The sequence below is a fragment of the Arthrobacter sp. MA-N2 genome, assembly GCF_000517125.1.
In the GTDB taxonomy this organism is placed as follows: Bacteria; Actinomycetota; Actinomycetes; order Actinomycetales; family Micrococcaceae; genus Arthrobacter; species Arthrobacter methylotrophus.
Genome location: NZ_KI912156.1, coordinates 21,983 through 47,568 on the forward strand (window position 1 = coordinate 21,983; position 25,586 = coordinate 47,568).

Genomic DNA, 25,586 nt, shown 5'->3' on the forward strand with positions numbered 1-25,586 from the left:
CTAGGCCTGCGGTTTCCCGTCTGACGAGCCGTGGAAGGATCCGTCCACATGAGCAAATCCATGGCTCGCTCCCCCCAAGCCGCGGGCCCCGCCGTCGTCCGCCCTAGATCACGGGGAGCAACTCACCGGCAGTCGTCGGCACGACGGCGCCAGTCGCCGTCGAGTCCGGGTTCAGCATCCAGCCGACCCGCTTGGCCGTGCTTAACATGACGACGCTTTCAACCAGTTCAATCCTAGGGATGCGCTGTTGGATGGCGAGTTCCATTTCCATGACCTCGGCCAGCGAACGCAGCCACATGATGATCACAAAGTTGGTGCTCCCGGTGGTGGAGGCCGTGAACCTGATGTTCCTGATGGTCCGCAGTTCGGCCGCTGCAAATTCGTGTTGGCCGGCCGGAACATTCGCGAACCATTGGCACGTGATGGGGTACCCGGAGAATTGCTGGGCAATTTCGCACCGGAAGGACAGCATTCGGCTCGCGAGCACCCGGCCGAGCTGCCGCTGCACGGTGGCAGGGTGTCGCCCCAGGGCGCGGGCGATCTCCGCGGCAGAGGCTCTTCCATCCCGGGCGAGGAAGGGAAGGAGTGCCAGATGGCTCTCCGGCAGCGGGATGACGATCTGCTCGGGGGCGTACGGATTGGCCGCTTCCGGCCCGGCGAGGGCGCGCAGCGCTTGCTGCTCGGCCCGGCTCAGCACGTTGAGCCGCCATGCGTAGCCGCTCGTGTGGATCCGGGTGCAGAGCGAGGTCCGGTACTTGGTGAGGCCCCGGATTTCCTTCAGTTGCGGCAAGAGCCGGCTGCTGAACTCGCCGAGGTCCCGGGTGATGACCGTGAGCATCAGGTCCCGGTTGCTGGCGGCCTCCTCGACCGTGATGATCTCGGGAATTGCTGCGAGGGCAGCCGTGACTTCGGGCCTGAAGTGCATTTCGCAGTCGACGTCCAGGAGGGCCAGGCATGCGTTCTTGGGATGGCCCATGAGGTGTGCGGTTGTCCATGCGGCTCCGGACTCGCGAAGACGGTCCCAACGCGCGGCCAAGGTGGTGGCATGGACGTTCAGGACGTCGGCGGCATCGGACCAACTGATCCGCGGCGAGATCTGGAGGGCATTGATCAGGCGGAGGTCCTCTTCACTGAGTTCCATCAGCGATCCTCTCCTAGGTGATGCGTGGATCCTGTTAATTCTGGCATGCTTCTGAATTTTTCCATGGCTTTGGAAGATTGTGAGTCGAATCACTCCACAATGGCTATGGATACTTACCAATCGTTCAGGAAACAGGAGAGCAGATGTCGATCGCCGCAGACGCCCAAGAGATGCAGGGAGAAATCGCCCGGTTCCGTCACGAGCTTCACCAGGAACCGGAAATCGGCTTGGACCTCCCACGCACCCAGGAAAAGGTACTCAAGGCGCTCGACGGACTTCCCTACGACATCACCCTCGGTGAGAGCACGACGTCGGTCACCGCAGTCTTGCGCGGGGGCGCCCCTTACGCCTCGGCGGACAAGCCCGTGGTGCTGCTGCGCGCCGACATGGACGGGCTCCCGGTCCAGGAGCGCACCGGCGTCGAGTTCTCCTCGAAGATCGACGGCGCGATGCACGCCTGCGGCCACGACCTCCACACCGCCATGCTCGCCGGAGCCGCAACCCTCCTGGCCGAACGTCGCCACCAGCTAGCCGGCGACGTCGTCCTCATGTTCCAGCCGGGCGAAGAAGGCTTCGACGGCGCTGGCCACATGATCCGGGAAGGTGTCCTGGACGCCGCGGGCCGGCGCGTGGACGCTGCCTATGGCATGCACGTCTTCTCGTCCTTGGAACCGTATGGCCAGTTCTGCACCAAGCCGGGCGTGATGATGAGCGCCTCGGATGGTCTCTTCGTGACGATCCTGGGGGCCGGCGGCCACGGTTCGGCACCGCATGCGGCCAAGGACCCCGTCACGGCGGCCGCCGAAATGGTCACGGCACTGCAGGTCATGATCACGCGGCAGTTCAACATGTTCGATCCCGTAGTTCTGACCGTAGGTGTGCTGCAAGCCGGCACCAAGCGGAACGTCATTCCGGAATCTGCCCGTTTCGAAGCAACCATCCGTACCTTCTCGGAAGCCTCCCGCGAGCGGATGATGACCTCGATTCCGCAGCTCCTCAAGGGCATCGCCGCCGCCCACGGACTCGAGGTGGACGTCGATTACCGCAGCGAATACCCCATGACTGTTACCGACGAGGACGAGACGCACACGGCCGAGAACGTCATCTCGGGCATGTTCGGCGATTCCAGGCTCTCCCGCTGGGCCACGCCTCTCAGCGGCTCGGAAGATTTCTCCCGCGTCCTGGCCGAAGTACCCGGAACCTTCGTGGGCCTCAGCGCAGTGCCACGAGGCGTGGACCACGCCACCTCACCGTTCAATCACTCCCCCTATGCCACCTTCGACGACGGCGTCCTGGCCGACGGCGCGGCACTCTACGCCGAGCTCGCTCTCTCCCGCATCGCCACCCTCGCCGCCGGCAATTGACCCTCCCCACCTTTACTTGGAGCAAGACATGACCGCTACCGTAGGCGCTTCAGCCACCGTTCAGATACACAAGTCCCATCTGCGGACCCTCATCGGCACCGGCATCGGCAACGCCGTCGAATGGTACGACTGGGCTATCTACGCCACGTTCTCGCCCTTCATTGCCAGCGCCCTCTTCAGCAGCGCCGACCCCACATCCGCGGTCCTCTCCACCCTGGCGATCTTCGCCGTCGGATTCGTCGCCCGACCGTTCGGCGGCTTCGTCTTCGGCTGGATCGGCGACAGGATCGGCCGCAAGACGTCCATGACCTTCGCCGTCGGCCTCGCAGCTGTCGGCAGCCTCCTGATCGGCATCGCGCCCACCTTCCAAGCCGTCGGCGCCTTCGCTTCCGTCATGCTCCTCGTGGCCCGCCTCATCCAGGGGCTCGCCCACGGTGGCGAGCTGCCGTCGTCGCAAACGTATCTGTCCGAGATGGCACCCAAGGAAAAGCGCGGCTTCTGGGCCACCCTCATCTACACCTCCGGCACAGCCGGCATCCTCGCCGGAACCCTGCTCGGCGCTATCCTCACCGGAGTGCTGAGCAAAGCCGACATGAACGCCTGGGGCTGGCGCGTTCCGTTCCTGGTGGGCGGCGCCTTGGGTATCTACGCCTTGGTCATGCGGGCCAAGATGAAGGAAACCGAGGCATTCGAAGCCGAAGCGCCGAAGGAAAAGCGCGAGCCCATGTGGCCGCAAATCGTCAAGTACCGCAAGCAGGCCCTGCAAGTGATCGGCCTGACCGTCGGTCTCACCGTTGTCTACTACATCTGGGGCGTCGTGGCGCCGAGCTATGCGGCATCCACCCTCAAGATGGACCGCGGAGCAGCCCTGTGGGCGGGCGTCATCGGAAATATTGCATTCATCGCTTCGCTGCCGTTCTGGGGCAAGCTGTCCGACCGTATCGGCCGCAAGCCAGTCCTGATCGTCAGCTCCGCAGGTGCGGCGTTGCTGCACTTCCCGATGACGTGGCTCTTGAAGGACTCCCCCTGGCAGCTGGCCGTATCGATGTCCGTGATGTTGTTCTTCATCGCCGGCAGCGCTGCGATTGTCCCGGCCGTGTACGCCGAGCTGTTCCCGACCAAGATCCGCACCGTGGGTGTCGGCGTCCCGTACTCCATCTGCGTAGCGGTCTTCGGCGGGACTGCTCCGTACCTGCAGACCTGGCTTGGCAGCATCGGCCAGGCGAACATGTTCAACGTCTACGCCGTGATCCTGCTGGTGATCGGGATCGCGTTCGCCTTCATGATCCCGGAAACCAAAGGCAAGGACCTCACCCAGTAACTCCCGTCCCCGGACCCGGGCCCGGACCCGGACCCAACTAGCTCGCAGTTAACGTCGTTCTGAGCGCTGAGAACGACAACAACTGCGAGTCAGTTGGGCTAGCCGACGTAGCGGTTCCGCCCGGCGCGAAAGCCGAAGAAGGCCGCCAAGGATCCCACCACGAGGAACAGGATGCCGGCCGCGGCGAACCCACCCGTCGCTTGGTGCAATTGGCCGACCATCAGCGTCCCAGTGGAGCCCAGGCCGTAACCGACGCCCTGCATCATCCCGGAAAGGTGCGCTGCGGTGTGGGAATCGCGGGTGCGCAGCATGATCATGGTCAGCGCCACCGCAGTGAGACTCCCCTGCCCCAGACCCAACAGACCGGTCCACACCCAGATCAGTTCCGTCGGGCCGAAGATGCTTAGGGCGAAGCCGCCACCGGTCATGAGTGCCACGACAGTGTTGATGACGCGTTGATCCTTGAACCGGGCCGCGAGCCCCGGGGCAATGAATGATCCCAGCATCTGCAGCACGATCGACACGGACACAATCAGGCCGGCCGTTCCGCCGTCGATCCCGCGTTCGCGCAGAATCGGCGCCAACCAGGCAAACACGCTGAAGGACATCATCGCCTGCAACACCATGAAGACGGTGACCTGCCAGGCGACGGCGGAACGCCAGACGTTCGCACCGCCGTCGGCCGCGTTGTGCCGGACGGGACGCTGGCGGATCGCCAGCGGCAGGAAAAGCAAAAGTACGACGACGGCGGGCAGCGCCCAGAACCACAGCGCCGAGGTCCAGTGCCCGGCTGCCGTGAAGACGGGGTAGGTGAAACCGGCGCCCAACGCGGCGGAAGCGCAGATCGCCGTCGTATACAGGCCGCCCATGAGCCCCAGCCGGTGCGGGAAATCGCGTTTGACCACCCCGGGGAGCAACACGTTGCACAAGGAAATCGCAGCACCGCACGCGGCCGTTCCCGCGAGCAGGGCCGGCAAATGCCCGAGTCCGGCGAGGTCCACTGGACGCAGGAGCAGCCCGGCGGTCAGCACGGCCATCGCACCGAGCAAGACCCTCTCGGCACCGAAACGGCGGGCCAGGATTGGAGCCAACGGCGCGAAGACCCCCAACAAAGTCACCGGCACGGTAGTGAGGACCACCACGGCCCAGCCCGGCAGTCCGGCGTCGGCAGTGACTTCCGGAAGGACGGCGGAGAAGCTCGAAAACACCGTCCGCAAGTTCAGCCCGATGAGCACAAGGCAGATGCCCAGGAAGACCGGTCCGCGGCGCGCTGTGACCCGGGTGGGTTCGGCGGCGGGAAGATCGTCAATCTCGGCGTCGACGAGGATCTCGGCGACGCCGAAGTGCTGACTGGTGTTCTTGGGGGCGCTTGAAGCAGGGGTCACTACCCCATTCTGGCAGTTTGTCCACATACGCAGGTTCCGCCCGCCGGCCCTTGCCCCGGCGACGGTATTCTGGAGTGGATGAGTGAAACCCCAGATTCCCCCGAAACTTCCCACGAAACACCGCAGTCCCCGCGCCCTGTGACCCCTGGCACCCAAGCCTCCTTCGGCACCTATGGCGGCCGGCCGGTCAGTTTTGTGCGCCGCGGGACGCGGCTTCAGGGCCGCCGCCAGGCCGCGTGGGAAGAGCACTCGGACCGCTGGGCCATCCAAGTTCCACGGCATGTCGCCAACACCTCGGTGCACCCGGATTACGTGTTCGACGCCGAAGCGGAGTTCGGACGCAAAGCGCCGCTGATCGTCGAAATCGGCTCGGGACTCGGCGACGCCGTGTGCCATGCAGCCGAGGAAAATCCGGACAAGGATTTCCTCGCCGTGGAGGTCTACACCCCCGGACTGGCCAACACCATGATCAAGATCAACAGCCGTGGCCTCAGCAACGTGCGGGTGGTCGAAGCCAACGCCCCGGAGGTCCTGGCCACCATGCTCCCGGAGGGCTCGGTCAGCGAGCTGTGGGTCTTTTTCCCGGATCCGTGGCACAAGTCCCGGCACCATAAACGCCGCCTCATCCAACCGGCGTTCGCCGAACTCGCGGCACGGTCCCTTAAAAAGGGTGGCCTGTGGCGGATCGCCACCGACTGGTCCAACTATGCCATTCACGTCCGCGAAGTCCTCGCCGGCTCCACTGAGTTTGAGAACCTGCACGACGGCGAGCGGACCGGCGCGGAAAGCCCCCTCACCCAGGTGTGGGAATCCGGCGTCGAATCCATGGTGGGAGGGGCCCCCGTCAAGGAAGGCCGCGCACCTGTCAGCACCGAACATACGGGCCCCAATGAGGGTGTGGATCATGTGGGTGGATGGGCTCCGCGTTTCGACGGCCGGATCCGTACCAGCTTCGAAAACAAGGCCCACGAGGCCGGACGCATGATCTTCGACCTCAGCTACCGCAAGATCTAGTCACACGATGCGGGCTAGTCGCGAGCACGCAGTCCGGTCACCCGCCGTCCGCCTCATTGCGTGCCGTCCGGGCACCGGATACCATGTGAGACGTGTCACCGAAGGGTGGCACGTGCTTATGATCTGCGGCGGGAGAGTCCTGCCGGTACGTTCAGCAGGCGCCGTAGGAGCAAATCCTCCCCAGGAATCTCTCAGGCCCACGTACCGCCGCGGCAAGGCAACTCTGGAAAGCAGGCCGGGCAACCGGACTCACCGACGGTGCAAGCGGGCGGCTGCGAAAGCAGCGGACGCGGAATCTCTCAGGTCCAATACAGAGCGGGGAGGGACCGAATCATCGTGGTGCGTCCGCGCCACCTGAATTATGGAGTTCCTCATGACCCTGGCACCTGAAGGCCGTAAGCTGCTGCGCGTTGAACAGCGCAATAAAGCCGTCCCGGTCGAACGCAAGCCCGAATGGATCAAGGCCAAGGTCCAGATGGGCCCGGAATTCGTGGGCCTGAAGAACCTCGTGAAAAAGGAAGGCCTGCACACCGTCTGCGAGGAAGCCGGCTGCCCTAACATCTTCGAATGCTGGGAAGACAAGGAAGCGACCTTCCTGATCGGCGGCTCCGAATGCACCCGCCGCTGCGACTTCTGCCAGATCGACACCGGCAAACCCTCACCGGTGGACATGTTCGAACCCACCAAGGTCGCCCGCTCCGTCCAGTCCATGGCCCTGCGCTACGCCACCGTGACCGGCGTGGCCCGCGATGACCTCCCCGACGAAGGCGTCTGGCTCTACGCCGAAACCGTCCGCAAGATCCACGAACTGAACCCCGGCACCGGCGTCGAACTGCTCATCCCGGACTTCTCCGGCAAACCCGAACACATCAACGCGATCTGCGACTCAAACCCGGAGGTCTTCGCGCACAACGTCGAAACCGTGCCCCGGATCTTCAAGCGCATCCGCCCCGCGTTCCGCTACGACCGCTCCCTGGACGTCATCACCCAGGGCCGGGCCCGGGGCATGGTCACCAAATCCAACCTGATCCTGGGCATGGGCGAAACCCGCGAAGAAATCTCCGAAGCCCTGACCGATCTGCACGCCGCGGGCTGCGACCTGATCACCATCACCCAATACCTGCGCCCCTCCGAACGGCACCTGCCCGTGGACCGCTGGGTCAAGCCCCAGGAATTCGTCGACCTCGCCACCGAAGCCGAGGAAATCGGCTTCCTCGGCGTCATGTCCGGCCCCCTGGTCCGCTCCTCCTACCGCGCCGGCCGCCTCTGGGCCACCGCGATGCGCAAGAAAGGCCGCGAGATCCCGGTGCACTTAGAGCACATTGCCCACATCGCCGAAGGCATCCAAGACTCCGGCACCACCCGCCAGGAAGCCCGCACCCTCCTCGCACACCATGCTACGGCCTGATCCGTAAGGACCCCAGCATGTTCCCCACGCGGATTGAAATCATTCCCTCAGACGGAATCGTCGAGAAAGTCCAGGCCGAGGTGCCGCTTTCCACAACGCTGACCATTACGTGCTTGCCCCATCACGGGATCGCACAGACCATGGCGACAGCGGTCCGGCTCGGTTTGCTCGGCTACAACGTGATTCCGCACCTCGCGGCACGGCGGCTGGTGGACCGGGCTCAGCTTTCAGGCATCCTCCGGGACTGCGAGGCTGCCGGGATCACTGAGGTCTTTGCCATCGGCGGAGACGGACAGCAAGGCGCCGGCCCTTATGCGTCCTCCCTCCCCCTGCTGGAAGACATCGCGGAACACTCCGGCGGCAGGATCACAGCGGGCATTGCCGGCTACCCGGAGGGCCACCCTTCAGTGAGCGGGCTGGACCTGCTGGAAGCCTTGTTGACCAAACAACACTTGGCCACTCACGTGGTCACGCAGATGTGCTTTTCTGCCCCGAAGATCCTCGACTACGCAGCACTCTTGCGTCGCGAAGGCGTGAAACTACCGGTCTGGGCAGGGGTGCCCGGAGCCGTTCCGCGAACCAAACTGCTGGCTCTGGCAACCCAAATCGGCGTCGGGACCTCCCTGAAGTTCCTCAGCAGCAAAGGAACTCTTGCCCGCAAGCTGTTGAGCGGGGACAGGTACTCACCGGGGAGCCTGGTTTCCGAGCTCATGGCGCACCCTGAAGGTGTCTCGGGAATCCATCTCTACAGCTTCAACCGACTGGACATGCCCGTTTGGGAGCGAGGCGATCTGCCCGATCCTGCTGCCAGCGGAGCAGCGCCCGCGTAGCCGACCGGGAGCCGCCAGCCGAGCAGGTCCCGGGACCCCTAGCTTCCCGGGACCGAAATGACGGCGACCGTCTTTTGGGCATCGTCACGGAGTTCCACACCCGAGATCCCGGCGAGCTGGACCGGAGTCGCCCCCGTCACTTTGATGTGTCCGTTGGACGTCGCGGTCCAACCGCACGCCATCTCCTCCGTACCATCGCGGCCCTTGACCCACAGGTACATCGTGCCTTGCAACGGCATGCTGCGGCCTTCCAACTGCAACTCGGTTCCCCACGATTTCCTGACGAGCCCCACTGTGAGGTCCAAGCCGTTGCCGGTATGCACGGAGTAGCTGGCGTCAGGCTTGGGTGGCTGGTTCAGCACCGGACCTCCGAGGATCCCCAGACCAAGACACGCCGCGGCCACGGCCCCCACCAGGGCGGTCCACCGACGTCGGGATTTCCGGCGTCGCGCGGCCATTTTCAGGACGATCGGCTGCGGGAGCGTTTCGGAAAAGGCCCCCAAAAGTGAGCGAGCGTCGGAGGGGGCCGATGTCGACCAGGAGGGCTGCGCAGCGGATTGCGCCGCGGCAGGGGGCTCGAGGGCGCTGCGCCCGGCGGCGAGCGCGACGGCGTCGGGCACGGGGACGGCGTCGAGGAGCGCCGGGAGGCTCTCCAGCTCCGCCAGCTCGCGCCTGCAATCCGTGCAGGCTTCCAGGTGCGCCTCGAAGGCTTGGGCTTCGGCAGGCTCCAAGCCGCCGAGCAGGTAGGCGCCCAGCAATTGGTGACGTTCCGTCCCGTTCACCGCTGCACCCCCATTTCATCCAGAATCGTGCGAAGCGCCCTGACGGCGTAGAAGGCCCGCGACTTCACGGTTCCGCTGGGGATGTTGAGCCTGAGTGCGGCTTCGTTGACCGTGAAACGTTCGTAATGCAGTGCTACCAGGACCTCCCGGTGTTCGGTGCTGAGCCGCAGGAGCGCTTCTTCCATGAGGACCCTGTTGAGGAGCTCGTCTACGCGTTCGGTGGCTTCTTCCGGATCCGCCATGTCGCGTTCGGAGGCTTCGGCCGGGCGCCGCTGGGCCTTGCGGTAGTTGTCGATGATGACGTTTCGGGCTGTACGGAAAAGGTAGCTGCGCAGGCTCCCGGTGATCTGCGGGGCGTGTTGCCACACGCGGAGGATGGTTTCCTGCACCACGTCCTCAGCCAAGTGCGCGTCGGGCGTACAACTCAGCACGAAGCGGCGCAAGGCGGTCCCGTGGTCGCGATAAATCGCGGCCACGACGTCCTCGTCGAGCGGCATCGATGCCTCCTGTGTGCTTCGGCTTCCCCTTCTCCTGCGATACGACGTGCCCGCCACGAAAAAGGTTCAGTCCCGTGAACCATTCTTCACCCCGCGGCGTCGTAGGGGTTAGTTCCCGGCACGTCCATGGCCGGCGCAGCAAAGGAGAGCACCCCATGAAGAAACAACTCAGCACCGGTCTCGGCGTCCTTGCTCTGGCCATCGCCCTCGCTGCCTGCGGAGGAAGCCCCGGCGCGTCCTCCACGTCCACAAGCGCCGCCAGTCCTACTGCATCCAGCCCCGCAGCATCGAGTTCAAGCGCTCCGAGCCCGACGGCGATGAGCCCGGCACCGTCGTCGGGCGCTTCCGCCGCCGCCTATGACCTGGAGACCGCGACGTCGAGCGCCGGCCAGATCGTGGTAGCTGCGAACGGAATGAGCGTGTATGTCTTCACCAAGGACGTCAAGGACTCCGGGAAGAGTGCCTGCACCGGCGGTTGCGCCGCTTCGTGGCCAGCCGTGACGACGACCTCGAGCAAGCCTGCGGCTGAGGACGTGACCGGAACCCTCGGTACTATCCCCACGGCAGACGGCAAGATGCAGATCACCCTTAACGGCATGCCGCTCTACTTCTTCGGCCAGGACAAGGCTCCCGGCGACATCAAGGGACAGGGCGTGGGCGGTGTCTGGTCCTTGATCGGCCCGTCCGGCTCCATGGTGACCCCGAGCAGCAGCATGGGCTACTGAATCCTCCCTCACTTTTCCACACCAAAGGGCAAACGCTCCTTCAGATGTTTCCGGACCGGCCGGCAGATCTGAAGGAGCGTTTGCCCGGGGAGGCCTAAAGGTGAAGGAGCGTTTGCCCGGGGAGCGCTAAAGGTGAAGGAGCGTTTGCCCGGGGAGGCCTAAAGGTGAAGGAGCGTCTCAGGCGTCTTCGAACTCGTCGGCGTCTTCGAACTCGACAGCGGCGATGATTTCCTTTGTCTCGGGGTGGATCATGAAAGCTTCCTCGTCCTCCTCGATCATGATGAATTTGCCCTGGTCGGTGGTGAAGTGCCAGGCGAGGATGGTCCCGCCGTCGTGTTCGTAGTTGGGATCACCCATGGTGATCTTTTCCAGCGTGTAGCCTGCAACGTCGCACAATTCACGGATGATGAGCTCGAATTCAGGGGCGTTCTCGAGTTCGGCCTCGGCCGCCTCGGCCTGGCGCTCTGCGAGGTTGGGAATGAGGGCCACGCGCTCGGCGATGTGAGCCTTGAGCTGCTCCTCGTCCAGGTAGAGCACGCCGTCCTGGCCGCGGAGCCAGGCCGCGTTGAGGGCAATGATGTCCTCGGTTTCCAGGAGCGACTCGAATTCGCCGTCGAGGGCCTCGAGTTCGGCCACGGCTTCCGGCGCCTCCTCGGATTCGTCAAGGTCGCCGTCCAAGTAAGTTTCGACGTCGTCCTCGGAGAGGGAATCGAAGGCTGCGGCGGTGCGGTTGAACAGCTCAAGGTGGCCGGTTGCGCCCATTCCTTCGAGTCCTTCGCGGACGAACACGTCCACCTCTTCGCGCTCCGGGACAGTGAACACGTACTGGGCGAAGCCGCCTGCGAGTGCTTGGGTCAGGTAGTAGTCCACAAAGTAGCTGCGCAGCGCGTTGGTGGCGATTTCCTCATGGTTGAGGAGCTCCTCGTACATCTCGTTGACCACGGTGACGTTCGCGTCCACAACGTCTGCGTCGGCGGCGTCGATGCTGTCCTTCGTCAGAATGACGGGGTTCTCATTGCTAGTCATGGGATTTCCTCACTGCTAAGAAGCTTGTGCTGCTCCGGACCCTTTCAACGTACGCGGGGGCGGCAGCCGGGCAGGCTAGGCCGAGGTGAACGTCCGGCAAAGTTTCAGCGCGGCTCTCGGCTGGCTAGGATTCATAGATAGCCTCCTGCCGAAAGTAGCCCCAACGAATGCCTTCCCGCTCAGACGACTCTTGGGAACTGGCGATTCAGACACCCGCCATCAACGACCGCTCTTTGGCGGCCGGACTCGCCTATGCCATGGGCAGCCGGGTCAGCAGCGTCACCTTCGACTCCTCCACCGGCTTGATGATGGGGAAGGTCCGGGGCAGCGGCCCGTCACCGTATTCGACCTCGGCCAAACTGGTCCGTAAACCCGGTGGCTGGAGTTGCACCGTCGGAGTGTGCAGCTGTCCGGTCCGCAAGGACTGCAAACATGTTGCTGCCCTGCTCTTCGCCGCCGAAGACCTTCCCACAGTGCGGGCGCAGTTACTCAGCGCTCCTGCAGTCGGACAGACGGCCCAGCACGGCGGAATCGTGCAACGGCCCGCCTGGGAGCAGACCCTCAGCAAGCTCATCGCCACTCCGGGAACCACCCCGCAGGGCCAAGGCCTGCCCCTGGCGCTGGCCTTCGAGGTGGAAGAACCGGCTGCGCACTTCTCCTACACCGGCCGCCGGGATCCCCTCCGGAGCGTGCGCCAACTCAAGGCCCGCCCCGTGATGATGGGCGCCAAAGGCAAGTGGATCCGCGGCGATGTCTCCTGGACCAACTTGAACTACCTCGGCTACAAGCGCGAGTTCAACGAAGCCCACATCGAGTGGATGCAGAACTTCCTCGCCGCGCATTCCACCACGGACTACCGGCAGCTCACGTCAAGCATGTGGATGCTGCTCAACGAATTTGCCGGCAAGAACCTGTGGAGCCTGCTGGCCGAGGCCTCGAAAATCGGGGTATCGCTCATCCACTCCGGCGGGACCGAGCCGGTCCGCATCGCCGCGGAGGCCGCCGTCGTCGGGCTTGACCTCAGCCGCTTGGGCAGCGGCCCTTCAAACAGCGGCCAGCCCGACGACGGACTCCAGCTGGCGCCGTCAGTGACCCTGGGCGGGGACGCCCTCGATCCGGCCGCCTTGGGCTTGATCGGCCGCCCGGCGCATGGCTTGTTCTTCACCGGCCCCGACGAGGGTCCGCTGCCCGGTGTTCCGGCCCCCGGGAACCTCATCACCTTGGCCCCCTTGGCGGGCGGCGAGTCTCAGGAACTGCTGGACTTCGTCATGAGCGCGTCCCGGCTCCAGATCCCGGCGAAGGACGAAGAGCGATTCCTCACGGCGTTCTATCCGAAGCTTAAGCAGTCCACCCGAGTCACGGCAGCGGACCATTCAGTGGAGTTGCCGGTCCTCGCTGTGCCGACGCTGTCCCTGCTGGCGAACTACGGCGCCGACCACCGGGTCCGGTTGCACTGGGAATGGCACTACAAGGCCGGCAAGCTCGTGACGGCCCAACCCCTCTGGCGGTACCCTGACGATCACGGCTACCGCGACGACGCCGAGGAAGCCCGGATCCTGGAGACCCTGGGCCGGCCTTGGGACGTGGTCGCGGCCCTCGGCGAATCGTCCAGCGGCGGATGGGGAGCTCCGCGACTTGCCGACTCGGTGGAACTCGACGGGCTGGATACCCTGGCCTTCACCGAAGAGGTCCTCCCCCGGCTCCGCGAGCTGGCCGACGTCGTGGTGGAGACCTCCGGCGACATCGCCGATTACCGCGAAGCCACCGAAGCTCCCGTGGTCTCCATTTCCACCAAGGCCACGGACAGCCGCGACTGGTTCGATCTCGGGATCGTCATCACCCTCGAGGGCGAACCGGTGTCCTTTGCTGCCGTGTTTTCTGCCCTCGCGGCAGGTCAGAGCCGCATGTTGCTGCCCAGCGGCGCCTACTTCTCCCTGGACCTGCCCGAGCTACACCAGCTCCGCGCGCTCATTGACGAAGCGCGGTCTCTGCAGGACAACCCGGACCGGCACGGCACCTTGCAGATCAGCCGTTTCCAGGCCGGCCTCTGGGACGAGCTCGCGCAATTGGGAATCGTGGATGAGCAAGCGGCCGCATGGCGCGAGGCCGTAGGCGGCTTGCTCGACGACGGCGTGACCGGTCTGCCGCTGCCGGGCTCGCTTAACGCCGAGCTCCGCCCGTACCAGCTGGAGGGCTTCAACTGGCTGAGTTTCCTGTACCGGCACAGCCTGGGCGGGGTCCTGGCAGACGACATGGGCCTCGGCAAGACGGTGCAGGCAATTGCCTTGATGTGCGCCGCGAAGGAGGCTGTTTCAAATGCCGGTGGCGCTGGCTCCGGACACGCCGCGCACGCCCCCTTTTTGGTAGTCGCACCCACCAGTGTCGTGGGAAACTGGGCGGCCGAGGTGCAGCGCTTCGCTCCCGGGTTGGCCGTGCGGACCATTGGCGAGACTTTTGCCAAGAGCGGCGCGGATCCGCTCGAAGCGATGGCGGAGGCCGACGTCGTCATCACCTCCTATGCCTTGTTCCGGATCGACTACGAGGCTTACGCCGCCAAGGAATGGGCCGGACTGATGCTGGACGAGGCCCAGTTCGTAAAGAACCACCAGTCCAAGGCCTACCAATGCGCCCGGAAACTCCCGGCATCCTTCAAGCTGGCCATCACGGGAACGCCCTTGGAGAACAACCTCATGGAGTTCTGGGCGTTGACCTCGATCGTGGCCCCCGGGCTGTTCTCGAGCCCACGGCGCTTCGCGGAGTACTACCAGAAGCCGGTCGAAAAGAACGGCGACAAGGCCCAGCTCGCCAAGCTCCGACGTCGGGTCCGTCCCCTCATGATGCGCCGCACCAAAGAGCAAGTCATCAAGGACCTGCCGCCCAAGCAGGAGCAAGTGCTCGAAGTGGTGCTCAATCCGCGGCATCAGAAGGTTTACCAAACGCACTTGCAACGTGAACGGCAGAAGATCCTGGGACTCATTGACGACGTCAATAAAAACCGCTTCACCATCTTCCAATCGCTCACGCTTTTGCGGCAGCTCAGCTTGGATGTCTCACTGGTGGATGAGTCCCTGTCCGCGGTGCGTTCGTCCAAGCTGGATGTGCTGTTCGAGCAGCTCGAAGACATTGTTGCCGAAGGGCACAGGGCACTCATTTTCAGCCAGTTCACGGGATTCCTGGGCAAGGTCCGCCAGCGTCTTGAGGAAGAGGGTACCGAGTTCTGCTACCTCGATGGCAGCACCCGGAACCGGGCCGACGTCGTCAGCGAATTCAAGAACGGCGCGGCACCTTTGTTCCTCATTTCCTTGAAGGCCGGAGGCTTCGGCCTGAACCTGACCGAGGCCGACTACGTGTTCCTCCTGGATCCGTGGTGGAACCCGGCCTCGGAGGCACAAGCCGTGGACCGCACCCACAGGATCGGACAAGCCAGAAACGTCATGGTCTACCGCCTCGTGGCCAAGGACACCATCGAGGAAAAGGTCATGGCGCTCAAGGCCAAGAAGTCGCAATTGTTCGCGGACGTCATGGAAGGTGATGCCTTGACTGGTGGTGCCCTGACGGCGGAGGACCTGGCGGGCTTGTTCGCGGAGTAGGGGGTGCCTGAAGCAACTGCTTCGAGGTGGCTTAGGCTGGACGGCATGGCTATTATCCATCGAGCAACCCTGCGTCCGAGCAAACTGGAACTCATCGAAAAGTACTTGCCCCACCAACCGTGGTTCACCAAGGATGGTTCCGCGCAGCCCGAGCTCCTCGGCGCCTACAGGTTCGAGGATCCGGACGGCGAAGTCGGACTTGAAACCCATCTGCTCTCCCACGGCGGCAAGGTCTACCAGATTCCGCTGAGCTACCGCGGTTCGGAATTGGCCGGTGCGGGAGACTCGCTGCTGGGCACCATGGAACACTCCGTATTGGGCAGGAGGTGGGTGTACGACGCTTGCGCCGATCCCGTTTACGTCACGGCCCTGGCAACCGCCATCCTCACGGGCCAACAGGAAGCCAAACAGTTTGTGGAGGTGGACGGCGCCTTGGAGCCCCGCACCAGCTCCGTCAAGGTCCAGGGCAGTGGAGCAACCGGCACCGACGTCCCGGTCCTGAGTCCGGCAGTCCCGAGAACCGAAGACGGCATCACCAGCATCGACGCCGGTAAACTCACGGTCCTGGTGCACCGCGTTCTGGATCCAGGGGCCCAGAATCCAGGGGCCCAGCGCGGGCCTCTCAACGGCAACGAAACATTGAGCGGTACGTGGGCAGATCAAAGCAGCCCCGTCGTTCTGGCATCCCTGTTACCGGCTTAGTGGACTACTCCACCTGACGCGGCTTCCACACCACCACTGCTTGGGACCGCGCCCGCGGTCGCTGCCCGCGGGCCAGGCTGACGACGTCGCCCGCTGCTCCGGCCGCAAAAATGCGGGCCTCCATGGGGCTCCGCCGGCGTTCTAGTTCCTGGTTCAGCTCCGCCACGCGGAATTGCAGCGCTGCCACTTGGTTTTCGAGCTCGAGGATGCGCTTGATGCCCTCGAGGGAAACGCCCTCCTGGGAGAGCCGCTGGACCTCACGCAAGCGGTCGATATCGCGCTGGGAGTAGCGCCGGGACTTGCCCGGGGCACGGCTCGGCGACACGATGCCGAGGCGGTCGTATTGGCGCAGGGTCTGCGGGTGCATGTCAGCCAGTTCGGCCGCGACGGAGATGACGAAGATCGGCTCGTTGGTATCGATGCCCATGACTAGGTCCCTCCCGTGTGCTGCTCCCGCTACAAGCGGGCCTTGGCGGCCAGGTCGTGACGGGGATCGGCGTCGGAAGTAGCAGCGGCAAATGCCTTGACAGCTTCCTCGGCCTCTTTGTTGAGGTTCTGCGGGACGGCGACGTCGATCGTCACCAGCAAATCGCCGGTGCCCTTCGACGTCTTGACGCCCCGGCCCTTGACCCGGAGCGTGCGGCCCGAGGGGGTGCCGGCCGGGACGCGGACGGTGACCGTGTCGCCGTCGAGCGTTGGCACATGGATGTTGGCACCCAAGGCGGCCTCCGCGAAGGTGACCGGTACGTGGATGCGGATATTGTCGCCGTCGCGGTGAAAGAAATCGTGGGGCTTGACGTTCACCGTGATGATGAGGTCTCCGTTGCCCGCGGCGCCCGGATTGCCCTTGCCGCGCTGACGTACCTTCTGGCCGTCCCTGATGCCCGGGGGAATCTTGACATCGATGACGTTGCCGTTGCTTTCGCGCAAGCTCACCGTGGTGCCGTGGATGGATCCCGCGAAGGATATCGAAGTGGATGCCGTGCGGTCGCTGCCCTTCTGCGGGGCGCGCTGGAAGCCGGTCTGTCCGCCGCCGAAACCGCCACCGAACAAGTCAGCGAACTCGGGAGGGATGCCACCGGCTCCGGCCGGCTGACGTACACCGCCGCCGAAAAGCCCGCCAAAGAGGTCCTCGAACCCGCCATTGGCAGGTCCGCCGCGGCCGGCACCAGGGGCAAATCGTGCCCCGCCCATGGCACGAATGGCATCGTACTGCTGACGCTCCTCGGCATCCGAGAGCACCGAATAGGCCTCGGAGATGTCCTTGAATTTCTTCTCCGCGGTAGCATCACCGGAATTGGTATCCGGATGGTACTTTCGCGCAAGCTTGCGGTACGCCTTCTTGATGTCAGCGTCAGGGGCGTCCTTGGCGACACCAAGGATGGCGTAAAAATCCTTCTCAACCCAGTCCTGGCTGGCCAAGGGCGTTTCCTTTCGTTGTGTACCACAATGGCAGTTCGCGACAATGTCCTAGCGAATCACTGCCGCGAACTGCCATGTCGAAGAATGCTAAGCAGGCACAGCCACGATTACCTGTGCGGCACGCAGGACGCGGCCGCCGGAACGGTAACCGGAGCGCAGCACTTGGCTGACGGTGTCCACGTCGATGTCCTCGCCCGGTTGCTGGATGAGTGCTTCGTGAATCGTGGGATCGAACTCGACTCCGGTTTCCGCGATGCGCTCCAGGCCGTACGTCTTGAGCGCGGTCTCCAGCTTGGCGGCGATCGCGGCGAACGGGCCGTCCACGAGGTCGCCGTGCTGGCGGGCGGCGTCGACGTCGTCGAGCACCGGCAGCAGAGAATTCAGGACGCCGATCACGGCCATCTCCCCTGCGACAGCGCGGTCGCGTTCGACGCGCTTGCGGTAGTTGACGTACTCAGCCTGCAGGCGCAAGAGGTCATTGCGGAGTTCCGCGGCCTCTGCTTCCGCAGCGGCGCCGGGGGCCACCGACTCTTCAGCCGGAACCTGGACGCCGTTGAGGATTTCCTCAGCTTGGGACAGGGCGTCGCCCTCGGCGGCAGCGGCGTTGGAATCAGCTGCCGATCCTTGGGGGTGCCGGGCGGCCCCGGTCTCCGGGTCAACCTTGCGGTTGTCCCGAATAACCGGCTTGTGCTGCTCGTTGCCCTCGTTGTTGGACGGTGAGTGCTCTGCGTCATTGCCGTGGTGAGGCATGGTTACTTCTTTTCGTCTTCGTCGATGATCTCGGCGTCGACGATATCTTCATCCGAAGACCCGGCCTTGGCGCCAGCGTGAGCTCCCTCAGCACCGGCGGCGCTGCTTGCGCCATCCGGGGAACCGGCCTGCGAGTAGATCGCTTCGCCGAGCTTCGACTGCGAGTGCTGCAGCTTCTCGAAAGCGGTCTTCACTGCTGCATCATCGGCGCCTTCGAGGGCCTTCTTGAGTGCGTCGACGTCGGCCTTGACCTCGGTCTTGACCTCTTCAGGCAGCTTGTCTTCGTTTTCGGCGATGAGCTTGTCCACGGAGTAGGCGAGCTGCTCGGCAGTGTTGCGGGTATCGGTAGCCTCGCGGCGCGCCTTGTCCTCGGCTGCGTGCTCCTCGGCTTCACGGACCATGCGGTCGATGTCTTCTTTGGAGAGCGCGGTGCCGCCGGTGATGGTCATCGACTGTTCCTTGCCGGTGCCCTTGTCCTTGGCAGAGACATGGACGATGCCGTTGGCGTCGATGTCGAAGGTGACCTCGACCTGGGGGACGCCGCGCGGTGCCGGAGCGATGCCGGTCAGTTCGAACGTGCCCAGCGGCTTGTTGTCGCGGGTGAATTCACGCTCGCCCTGGAAGACCTGGATGGCCACGGACGGCTGGTTGTCGTCAGCGGTGGTGAAGGTCTCGGAACGCTTGGTGGGGATGGCCGTGTTGCGCTCGATTAGGTGCGTCATGACGCCACCCTTGGTTTCGATGCCGAGGGACAGCGGGGTGACGTCGATCAGCAGGACGTCCTTGCGCTCACCCTTCAGCACGCCAGCCTGGAGTGCGGCACCAACGGCAACAACTTCGTCCGGGTTGACGCCCTTGTTGGGCTCCTTGCCACCGGCGAGTTCCTTGACGAGGTCGTAGACAGCAGGCATACGGGTGGAACCGCCCACCAGTACGATGTGGTCGATTTCGGAGAGCTTGATGCCGGTCTCGGCGATGACGTCGTGGAACGGCTTCTTGGTGCGCTCCAGCAGGTCCTTGGTGAGGTCCTGGAACTTGGCGCGGGTCAGCTGCTCGTCCAGGTGGACCGGGCCGTCGGGGGTGACGGAGAGGTACTGGAGGGAGACGTTGGTGCTGGTGGAGGAGGAGAGTTCCTTCTTGGCCTGCTCCGAAGCTTCGCGCAGGCGCTGCAGGGCGATCTTGTCCTTGGAAAGATCGATGCCCTTGACCTTGAGCTGGTTCAGCAGGTAGTCAACGACGCGCTGGTCCCAGTCGTCGCCGCCGAGGCGGTTGTCGCCGGCAGTGGCGCGGACCTGAATGGTGGAGAAGCCGTCTTCGTCCTTGCCGACTTCCAGGAGGGAGACGTCGAACGTTCCGCCGCCGAGGTCGAAGACCAGGATGAGTTCGTCTTCCTTGCCCTTGTCAAGGCCGTACGCAAGTGCAGCGGCCGTGGGCTCGTTGACGATACGAAGAACGTTCATGCCGGCGATTTCACCGGCTTCCTTGGTGGCCTGGCGCTCGGCGTCGTTGAAGTAGGCCGGGACGGTGATGACAGCGTCGGTGACCTTTTCGCCGAGGTAGCTTTCGGCGTCGTTCTTCAACTTCATGAGGATGCGCGCGGAGATTTCCTGCGGCGTGTACTTCTTGTCGTCAATGGCGACCGACCAGTCGGTGCCCATGTGGCGCTTCACGGAAGCGATAGTGCGGTCGATGTTGTTGACGGCCTGGCGCTTGGCGATTTCACCAACCAGGACTTCGCCGGACTTGGAGAATGCAACGACCGACGGCGTGGTGCGGCCACCCTCGGCGTTGGCAATGACGGTGGGCTCGCCACCTTCGAGAACAGAGACGACGGAGTTAGTGGTTCCGAGGTCGATACCTACAGCGCGTGACATATGTTGCTTCCTTTCAATGAAACCGGGTTGAGCGTTCTGCACTCAACTGTACTCAGCCCCTCTCCAATGTCAATCCAAAGTTGAGTCAAGTACGCTCAACTTTGCCTCCGGAGGGTCAAAGAACCCTGGAAACACGGGGATTTACGGTCGATTTCGCCGTGGGAGAACGCGCGGTTGAGGGCCGCCGTCGAAGTCGCCGGAACGCTGCGGAGTCGCCCGAACGCTCCGGCGACTCCGCAGCGTTCCGGCGACTTCGACGGCGGGTGGTCCATCAGGCGGCATCGGCTTGTACACCCATGCCACCAACACCACAGAGATGATCATCAGAAGGAACCACGAGACAAGCTTGTCCGCCGACACCAAATGCCAGCCGTCCAATTGGCTCGGATACAGCCAGGCGTGCGACCAGGTGGCGATGTTCTCGGCGATCCAGATAAAGAGGGCCACAAGTAGGAAGGCCAGGACCAGCGGCATCCGGAGTCGACGCCGAAACACCCGGAAGTACATCACGCACCGGCCATAGATCACCACGACGGCGGCCAGCAGGACCCAACGGGCATCAGCGGTGAAGTGGTGCGAAAAGAAATTCACATAGATGGCTGCGGCCAGGACCGCAGTGATCCAACGCCGCGGATACCTGGCGAACCGCAGCTCGAAAACCCGGTAAACCCGCACCATGTACGAACCGACCGCCGCATACATGAAGCCGCTGAAGAGCGGAACGGCGCCAACCCGGAGGACACCCTCCGCCTCATAGGACCACGAGCCGACGCCGGTCTTGAACAACTCCATGACCGTTCAAGGAGCGAAGCACCGAAGATGCACGCCCACGCCTGCTTGAGGCCGAACACGGTGAACTCAGTGAGCCTGTATCGAAGTCCCCGGAGCGGGGCACCACCCAGGAACCGGCTCGCGCTGCCGTCGATAAGCGCCTCTACCGCGGTGAGCTCGCGCATCGGCGCTACCCGTCGGAGCCGAGCTGGCGAAGATAGTAGTTCTTCGGCCAGTGCCGGACCCCCTGTGGCAGCCTCGGATAAGCCGCCGCCAAGAGTCGCATGGTGCCGTCAAAGCCGCGCCGCTGCCGGGAACTCCAGGGCAGTCCGAATCCCTCGCGGAGCTGCGGGGGCAGCAGACCCGCCGTGAGCAATCGGGCCAACGGCATGGTGAGGCGCAATAAGAACGGGCCGCCCGTGGGATACAACAGCTCGCGGGCAACCCTCAAGGCGGCTGCGTCCGGTTCCAGGTTCAGCAAGCATTCGTCCCAATAGCGCGCGAAGGCCGAGCGATCGGCCGGCCAGAGCTCGGCGGGCAGCTGCAAGGCTGTCCCAATCCGCGCATACTCGAGGTAGATGCGATCGGCAGTGTCGTCGTCGAGGGCTCCATGGACCTTTTCGTAGACGGTGACGGCGGTGTCATAGAGGGTCGCCACCACCCAGAGCTGGGATTGCGCGTCAAAGGCGTTGTATCCCTTCGACTTTTCGTCCGCTGTCCGCCGAACAGGGGCGTGGGCACGGTTCACGGCCCGCCGCACCTGGGCCAATTGCCCTTCCGAGCCATAAACCACGGCATACACGTACGTCATGGTGGCACGCAGCCGGTCCAGCGGCCGCTCGGCGAAGTTGCTGTGCTCGGCGACGCCGTGACCGACCGCCGGATTCGCGATCTGCATCAAGATGGCGCGGCCTGCCCCGGCGAGCAAGACGCCCTCCGCTCCAATGTCAGCAAGTCCACGGGCCATGCAGTTACTGTACCTTTCGGGCACCGCCCTGCACGCGTGCCGCGGGAGCGGCTACAGCCCCACTATCCCCTGCAGGACCGCGAGCTGATGCTCAAATAACTCGTCCCTCGCAACGAAGGTGTCGGCCCCGTATTGGCCGAACACTTCGAAGCTGACCGCGCCGAAAACCGACGTCCATACGAGCACTCCCCGCGCGAGCGTGGAGTCCGGAACGGCAACGCCCAGTTCGGCCCGGATGGCCGCCAGGTCTGCCGCAAGGGCAGGAGGTACGACGACGGCGGGCGCCACGTCGGCGGCCAAGGCACCTACGCGGTGGGCGGCGTCGAAGATCCCCACCATCCGGTAGATCACTCGCGTTCCGGGTTCCGTGGTGCGCTCTGCGGGCGCTTGGTATCCGGGCACCGGGCTGCCGAACAGGAGGGCATAGCTTGCCGGCTCGCGCAGGGCCCACTGACGAACGGCCCGCCCGAGCGCCAGGAACCTGCCGCGGTAATCGTCGCCCGGGAGGACGTCGACGGCGGCATCCACTTCGTCGCCCAACTCGCCGTAAGCGTCGATCAGCAGGAGGGTCAGCAGTTCGTCGCGGCTCTCCACGTAACGGTAAACAGCCGAAGAAACCACGCCAAGATCCCGCGCGACGGCGCGCAGCGACAGGGCCGCCGCTCCGTGCAGCGCAAGGTGCTCACGGCCCAAGCGGATGATGTCAGCCACGGTTTGGGCCCGGGCGCGCTCCCGGGGAGTCGATCGCTTGGCCTCTGCGGCGGGAGGGAGGTTCATGCACCCCAGCATGCCATAAATGAGAGCATGGGCAACAAATGTGAGCGGTGCTCTTGACATGCAATCGGGGAAGGTTCATCCTGAATTCAGAGAGCACTGCTCTCTGAATTGATTCCCCAGCAGAAAGCGAGCACCACCATGTACGTCGTCACCGGAGCAGGACCCGTCGGATGGACCATAGCCCAGCAACTTGCCCAACGCGGCGAGCGGGTGCGCATCCTGACGCGCTCCGGCAGTGGCCCGGAGCACGCGCTGATCGAAAAGCGCCGCGTGGACGTCTCGGATGCAGCCAAAGTGGCTCAAGCCTTGGAGGGCGCCACAGGCGTTTTTCATTGCATCCACGGCTCGGCCTACCGAGCCAAAGCCTGGGCAGCCGAGCTTCCACAAGCAGAGCAAGTGGTGATGGACGCCGCAGTGGCGGCAGGCGCCGTCGTCGTCTTCCCCGAGAGCCTTTACTCCTATAGCGAGCCGGACAAGATCATGACCGAAGGCAGCCCGCGCGAAGCTGCCGGAGGCAAACGCGGGATCCGCTCCGCCCTGCTGAAGGCACGCGAAAGCCACGCGGCGAACACCGTCAGTGTGGTGGCCGGCGACTTCTTCGGGCCCCGGGTCCGGATGGCGCATGCCGGCGAGCGCATGGTGCCACTGGTCCTTGGAGGCAAAACCGTCCAGGTCCTCGCAAGCGCCGAGCAGCCGCACTCGTTCACCTACGTCCCGGATCTCGCCGGCGCCATGATCGCTGCCGCGCAAAAGCCGGAAACCTGGAACTCGGTGCTGCACGCCCCCACGGGACCGGCGATGACGATGCGCGGCATCGCGGGAAACGTCGCCCGCTCAGCCGGCGTTCCAGAACCGAAGCTGAGTGTGGTTCCGAGCTGGCTGCTCCGGGCCCTCGGCCTGTTCTCGACCGACATGCGCGAGCTGGCCGAAATGCTGTACCAATTCGAGCGGCCGTTCGTCATGGACTCCACGGCGAGCCAGGCCATGCTGGGACTGGAGCCGACGCCCCTTGAAGACGCGATGGCGGCAACGGTCGCTTGGTGGCGGGATCAGGAAGCCGCGGTTGCCCGCTGAGTCTCTTTTACCGCGGGAACCGTGCCGAGACGCCCGGGCCACCAAATCCGCCGGCCAATGTCATAAGACAGGGCGGGCACCAAGAGCGAGCGAACGATGGTGGTGTCGAGCAGCACGCCGAACGCCACAATGAAGGAGATCTGCGCCAGGAAGAGGATCGGGATGACCCCGAGGGCGGCAAACGTTGCGGCAAGGACAACGCCCGCGGAAGTAATCACACCGCCGGTCGCACCGAGCCCCTTCAAGATACCGGGCCGGGTTCCGGCCCCCAGCGACTCTTCCCGGACACGGGTCATGAGGAAGATGTTGTAGTCAACTCCAAGGGCCACAAGGAACACAAAGCCAAAAAGGGGAACCGAGGCATCCGCGCCGGGGAAGCCAAACACATGGTTGAAAACCCAAGCCGAGACCCCTAACGCTGCCGCATAGGACAACACAACGGTGCCGATCAGCAATAGTGGCGCCAGAACGGCCCGCAGCAACACCATCAGCACCAACAGGATGACGGCCAGGACGATCGGAATAATCCGCCACAAATCAGCCTGCGCACTGGCATTGGTATCCGCCGCGGTGGCCGTTGTTCCTCCCACCAACGTCCCGGGCGCCACGTCATGCAGTTTCTGCCGGAGCGTTGCGATGGTCTGCTCAGCCTTCGCCGAATCCGCCTCCGAGGACAGCGTGGCGTTGATCAGCACCCGGCCGTCCCGCACCAAAGGCGCATTGCTCGACTGGGGTTGGCCCAGCGGGCGCTGGCTGGCGCCGGTTTGAGCGCCCACCATGGCGGCATCCGAGATGCCTTCCTGGCCTACGACAGCCGCAAGGACCGCATCCGCAGCCTTTTCGTCGGCGACAACCACCACCGGACTTCCTGCCCCGGCGGGGTAATGCCGGCCGAGCGCCGCCTGGCCGTCTACTGCTTCCGATTTGCTCAAGATGAGATCCGATTGCGGAACCCCGCTGGCTTGGAGTTGGAGCAGGCCCGAGGCGCACACCACCAGAATGGCAGCCGCGCCCACCCACACGGCCCTGGGCCGCCTGCTGATGGTGTTGGACAAAAGCCTCCAGACGCGCGGGATGTCGGAGTTGGCCCGACTCTTCCTCGGTGTACGCGGCCAAAAGGCGGACCTGCCAAGCAAGCCAAGGGCCGCAGGAAGCAGCGTCAGGCTGGCCAACATTGAAAAGCCGATTCCGATCGCGCCGATTGGCCCGAGCCCACGGTTTGAGTTCAATTCCGAGAAGAGCAAGCAGAGCAACGCCAAGGCGACGGTTGTTCCCGATGCCAGGATGGCCTCGAAGCTACCCTTGTACGCGCGCCCTACTGCCGCCCATTTATTGGGCAGGTAGGCCAAGCCCTCTCGGTATCGGGCCACAAATAGAAGGGCGTAGTCGGTAGCCGAACCTACCACCAAGATGGACAGGATCCCTTGGCTCTGGCCCGTCAACTGGACCACGCCTGCCTTCGCTAAAGCAAAGACCACCAGAATGGAACCACACAGCGCGAAGACAGCGGTCAGTAGGACCACAAAGGGCAGCACTACGGATCGATAAACGGCCAGCAGGATCACCAGGACTGCACCCAAGGCCGCGAAGAGAAGTATCCCGTCGATGCCGCCAAAGGCGTTGACCAAGTCCGCGAGGAAGCCTGCCGGTCCCGTCACGTAGGTGGCCGTCCCGGCGGGAAGACCGGCCTCCGCCACATAGCCTGCCGCCTTTGCACGAAGCGACTGGATACTCCCTTTGACTCCGTTTCCTTGCTCAACCGGGACGATGAATTGCGCCGCGTTCCCGTCCGCGGACGGAATCGGCCCAGCAACCGACGCCGAAGGGCTGACTCCGTTGACAGCCGCCAGTTGGGCGCCAAGGGACGCCAGGCCAGCCAATTGATTGGGTGAGAGCTTCTCCGGCGACTCGATCAACACCACCGCTGGAACGCTCCCGCCGGAAGTGAATTTGCTTTGCCATTCACGGGCTTCCGTGGATTCAGCGCTGGCTGGCAGGAACGAGGCTTGATCGTTGCTGGATACCTCGCTGAGCTTTCCAAAGGTTGGTCCGCCCATTCCACCGACCGCCATCCATGCGATCAGCGAAAGCACAGCCAACGCTATCCACCACCGCGAGCGGCCTCGATTGCCGGCTCCTGGCTTCTTGTCCATCATCCCCACACCC

21 protein-coding genes, 1 pseudogene and 2 riboswitches are annotated in these 25,586 nt (G+C 64.2%); of the genes and pseudogenes, 9 read left to right on the forward strand and 13 right to left on the reverse strand.

Going from position 1 to position 25,586, the window contains the following annotated elements; translation table 11 throughout:
* Positions 1–103: 103 nt before the first annotated feature.
* Positions 104–1,141, reverse strand: a complete 1,038-nt coding sequence (locus A3M3_RS0118280) for an Lrp/AsnC family transcriptional regulator (protein ID WP_051423375.1) — start codon at positions 1,139–1,141, stop codon at positions 104–106.
* Between the two features lie 143 nt (positions 1,142–1,284).
* On the opposite strand from A3M3_RS0118280, the gene A3M3_RS0118285 reads away from it, so the two are divergent.
* Both A3M3_RS0118285 and A3M3_RS0118290 read left to right on the forward strand, forming a co-directional pair.
* Positions 1,285–2,505: a M20 metallopeptidase family protein gene (locus A3M3_RS0118285; protein WP_028267550.1), complete on the forward strand. Its 1,221-nt coding sequence runs from the start codon at positions 1,285–1,287 to the stop codon at positions 2,503–2,505.
* A gap of 28 nt (positions 2,506–2,533) precedes the next feature.
* Positions 2,534–3,826, forward strand: a complete 1,293-nt coding sequence (locus tag A3M3_RS0118290) for an MFS transporter (protein ID WP_028267551.1) — start codon at positions 2,534–2,536, stop codon at positions 3,824–3,826.
* 98 nt (positions 3,827–3,924) lie between these two features.
* Here A3M3_RS0118290 and A3M3_RS0118295 read toward each other — a convergent pair whose 3' ends face one another.
* On the reverse strand, positions 3,925–5,211 hold the full coding sequence (locus A3M3_RS0118295) for an MFS transporter (RefSeq protein ID WP_051423376.1): 1,287 nt from the start codon (positions 5,209–5,211) through the stop codon (positions 3,925–3,927).
* 78 nt (positions 5,212–5,289) lie between these two features.
* Between A3M3_RS0118295 and trmB the strand changes: the two genes are divergently transcribed.
* The 3 genes from trmB to A3M3_RS25850 all read left to right on the forward strand — a co-directional run bounded on the left by trmB (position 5,290) and on the right by A3M3_RS25850 (position 8,463).
* Complete coding sequence (gene trmB, locus A3M3_RS0118300; RefSeq protein WP_028267553.1) at positions 5,290–6,225, forward strand: tRNA (guanosine(46)-N7)-methyltransferase TrmB; 936 nt, start codon at positions 5,290–5,292, stop codon at positions 6,223–6,225.
* 119 nt (positions 6,226–6,344) lie between these two features.
* Positions 6,345–6,442, forward strand: a riboswitch (glycine riboswitch).
* Between the two features lies 1 nt (position 6,443).
* Positions 6,444–6,549: riboswitch (glycine riboswitch) on the forward strand.
* Positions 6,550–6,598: 49 nt separating this feature from the next.
* A complete protein-coding gene (gene lipA / locus A3M3_RS0118305) occupies positions 6,599–7,633 on the forward strand; it encodes a lipoyl synthase (RefSeq protein WP_028267554.1) in 1,035 nt (344 codons plus the stop codon).
* Between the two features lie 17 nt (positions 7,634–7,650).
* Positions 7,651–8,463 (forward strand): methylenetetrahydrofolate reductase, encoded by an 813-nt coding sequence (locus A3M3_RS25850; protein WP_081736939.1) that lies wholly within the window; start codon positions 7,651–7,653, stop codon positions 8,461–8,463.
* A gap of 38 nt (positions 8,464–8,501) precedes the next feature.
* Here A3M3_RS25850 and A3M3_RS0118315 read toward each other — a convergent pair whose 3' ends face one another.
* Positions 8,502–9,245: an anti-sigma factor family protein gene (locus A3M3_RS0118315; protein WP_028267555.1), complete on the reverse strand. Its 744-nt coding sequence runs from the start codon at positions 9,243–9,245 to the stop codon at positions 8,502–8,504.
* On the reverse strand, positions 9,242–9,742 hold the full coding sequence (locus A3M3_RS0118320; protein WP_028267556.1) for a sigma-70 family RNA polymerase sigma factor: 501 nt from the start codon (positions 9,740–9,742) through the stop codon (positions 9,242–9,244). The genes A3M3_RS0118315 and A3M3_RS0118320 overlap by 4 nt, the downstream gene beginning before the upstream one ends.
* 155 nt (positions 9,743–9,897) lie before the next feature.
* Here A3M3_RS0118320 and A3M3_RS0118325 point away from each other — a divergent pair, with 155 nt between their 5' ends.
* Complete coding sequence (locus A3M3_RS0118325) at positions 9,898–10,467, forward strand: COG4315 family predicted lipoprotein (RefSeq protein ID WP_028267557.1); 570 nt, start codon at positions 9,898–9,900, stop codon at positions 10,465–10,467.
* Between the two features lie 177 nt (positions 10,468–10,644).
* On the opposite strand, the gene A3M3_RS0118330 is transcribed toward A3M3_RS0118325, so the two are convergent.
* The gene (locus tag A3M3_RS0118330; protein ID WP_028267558.1) at positions 10,645–11,493 is read right to left on the reverse strand and encodes a DMP19 family protein; all 849 of its coding nucleotides are present in this window, start codon (positions 11,491–11,493) and stop codon (positions 10,645–10,647) included.
* Between the two features lie 167 nt (positions 11,494–11,660).
* On the opposite strand from A3M3_RS0118330, the gene A3M3_RS0118335 reads away from it, so the two are divergent.
* Positions 11,661–15,083, forward strand: coding sequence for a DEAD/DEAH box helicase (locus A3M3_RS0118335; protein ID WP_028267559.1), 3,423 nt, complete (start codon positions 11,661–11,663; stop codon positions 15,081–15,083).
* Positions 15,084–15,128: 45 nt separating this feature from the next.
* Complete coding sequence (locus A3M3_RS0118340; RefSeq protein WP_028267560.1) at positions 15,129–15,785, forward strand: CG0192-related protein; 657 nt, start codon at positions 15,129–15,131, stop codon at positions 15,783–15,785.
* 4 nt (positions 15,786–15,789) lie between these two features.
* Here A3M3_RS0118340 and A3M3_RS0118345 read toward each other — a convergent pair whose 3' ends face one another.
* The 7 genes and pseudogenes from A3M3_RS0118345 to A3M3_RS0118375 form a co-directional block, all read right to left on the reverse strand.
* Positions 15,790–16,212 (reverse strand): heat shock protein transcriptional repressor HspR, encoded by a 423-nt coding sequence (locus tag A3M3_RS0118345; protein ID WP_028267561.1) that lies wholly within the window; start codon positions 16,210–16,212, stop codon positions 15,790–15,792.
* 29 nt (positions 16,213–16,241) lie between these two features.
* A complete protein-coding gene (locus A3M3_RS0118350) occupies positions 16,242–17,207 on the reverse strand; it encodes a DnaJ C-terminal domain-containing protein (RefSeq protein ID WP_028267562.1) in 966 nt (321 codons plus the stop codon).
* An 87-nt stretch (positions 17,208–17,294) separates the two neighbouring features.
* Positions 17,295–17,957, reverse strand: a complete 663-nt coding sequence (locus A3M3_RS0118355) for a nucleotide exchange factor GrpE (protein WP_028267563.1) — start codon at positions 17,955–17,957, stop codon at positions 17,295–17,297.
* Between the two features lie 2 nt (positions 17,958–17,959).
* Complete coding sequence (dnaK, locus tag A3M3_RS0118360) at positions 17,960–19,831, reverse strand: molecular chaperone DnaK (RefSeq protein WP_028267564.1); 1,872 nt, start codon at positions 19,829–19,831, stop codon at positions 17,960–17,962.
* A 141-nt stretch (positions 19,832–19,972) separates the two neighbouring features.
* A pseudogene (locus tag A3M3_RS25855) lies at positions 19,973–20,787 on the reverse strand (DUF817 domain-containing protein).
* Positions 20,788–20,792: 5 nt separating this feature from the next.
* Positions 20,793–21,569, reverse strand: coding sequence for an oxygenase MpaB family protein (locus A3M3_RS0118370; RefSeq protein ID WP_028267565.1), 777 nt, complete (start codon positions 21,567–21,569; stop codon positions 20,793–20,795).
* A gap of 51 nt (positions 21,570–21,620) precedes the next feature.
* Positions 21,621–22,346: a TetR/AcrR family transcriptional regulator gene (locus tag A3M3_RS0118375; RefSeq protein ID WP_028267566.1), complete on the reverse strand. Its 726-nt coding sequence runs from the start codon at positions 22,344–22,346 to the stop codon at positions 21,621–21,623.
* A 138-nt stretch (positions 22,347–22,484) separates the two neighbouring features.
* Between A3M3_RS0118375 and A3M3_RS0118380 the strand changes: the two genes are divergently transcribed.
* On the forward strand, positions 22,485–23,420 hold the full coding sequence (locus A3M3_RS0118380) for an NAD-dependent epimerase/dehydratase family protein (protein ID WP_028267567.1): 936 nt from the start codon (positions 22,485–22,487) through the stop codon (positions 23,418–23,420).
* Here A3M3_RS0118380 and A3M3_RS0118385 read toward each other — a convergent pair.
* Positions 23,396–25,576, reverse strand: a complete 2,181-nt coding sequence (locus tag A3M3_RS0118385) for an MMPL family transporter (protein ID WP_035743344.1) — start codon at positions 25,574–25,576, stop codon at positions 23,396–23,398. The genes A3M3_RS0118380 and A3M3_RS0118385 overlap by 25 nt on opposite strands.
* Positions 25,577–25,586: the final 10 nt, after the last annotated feature.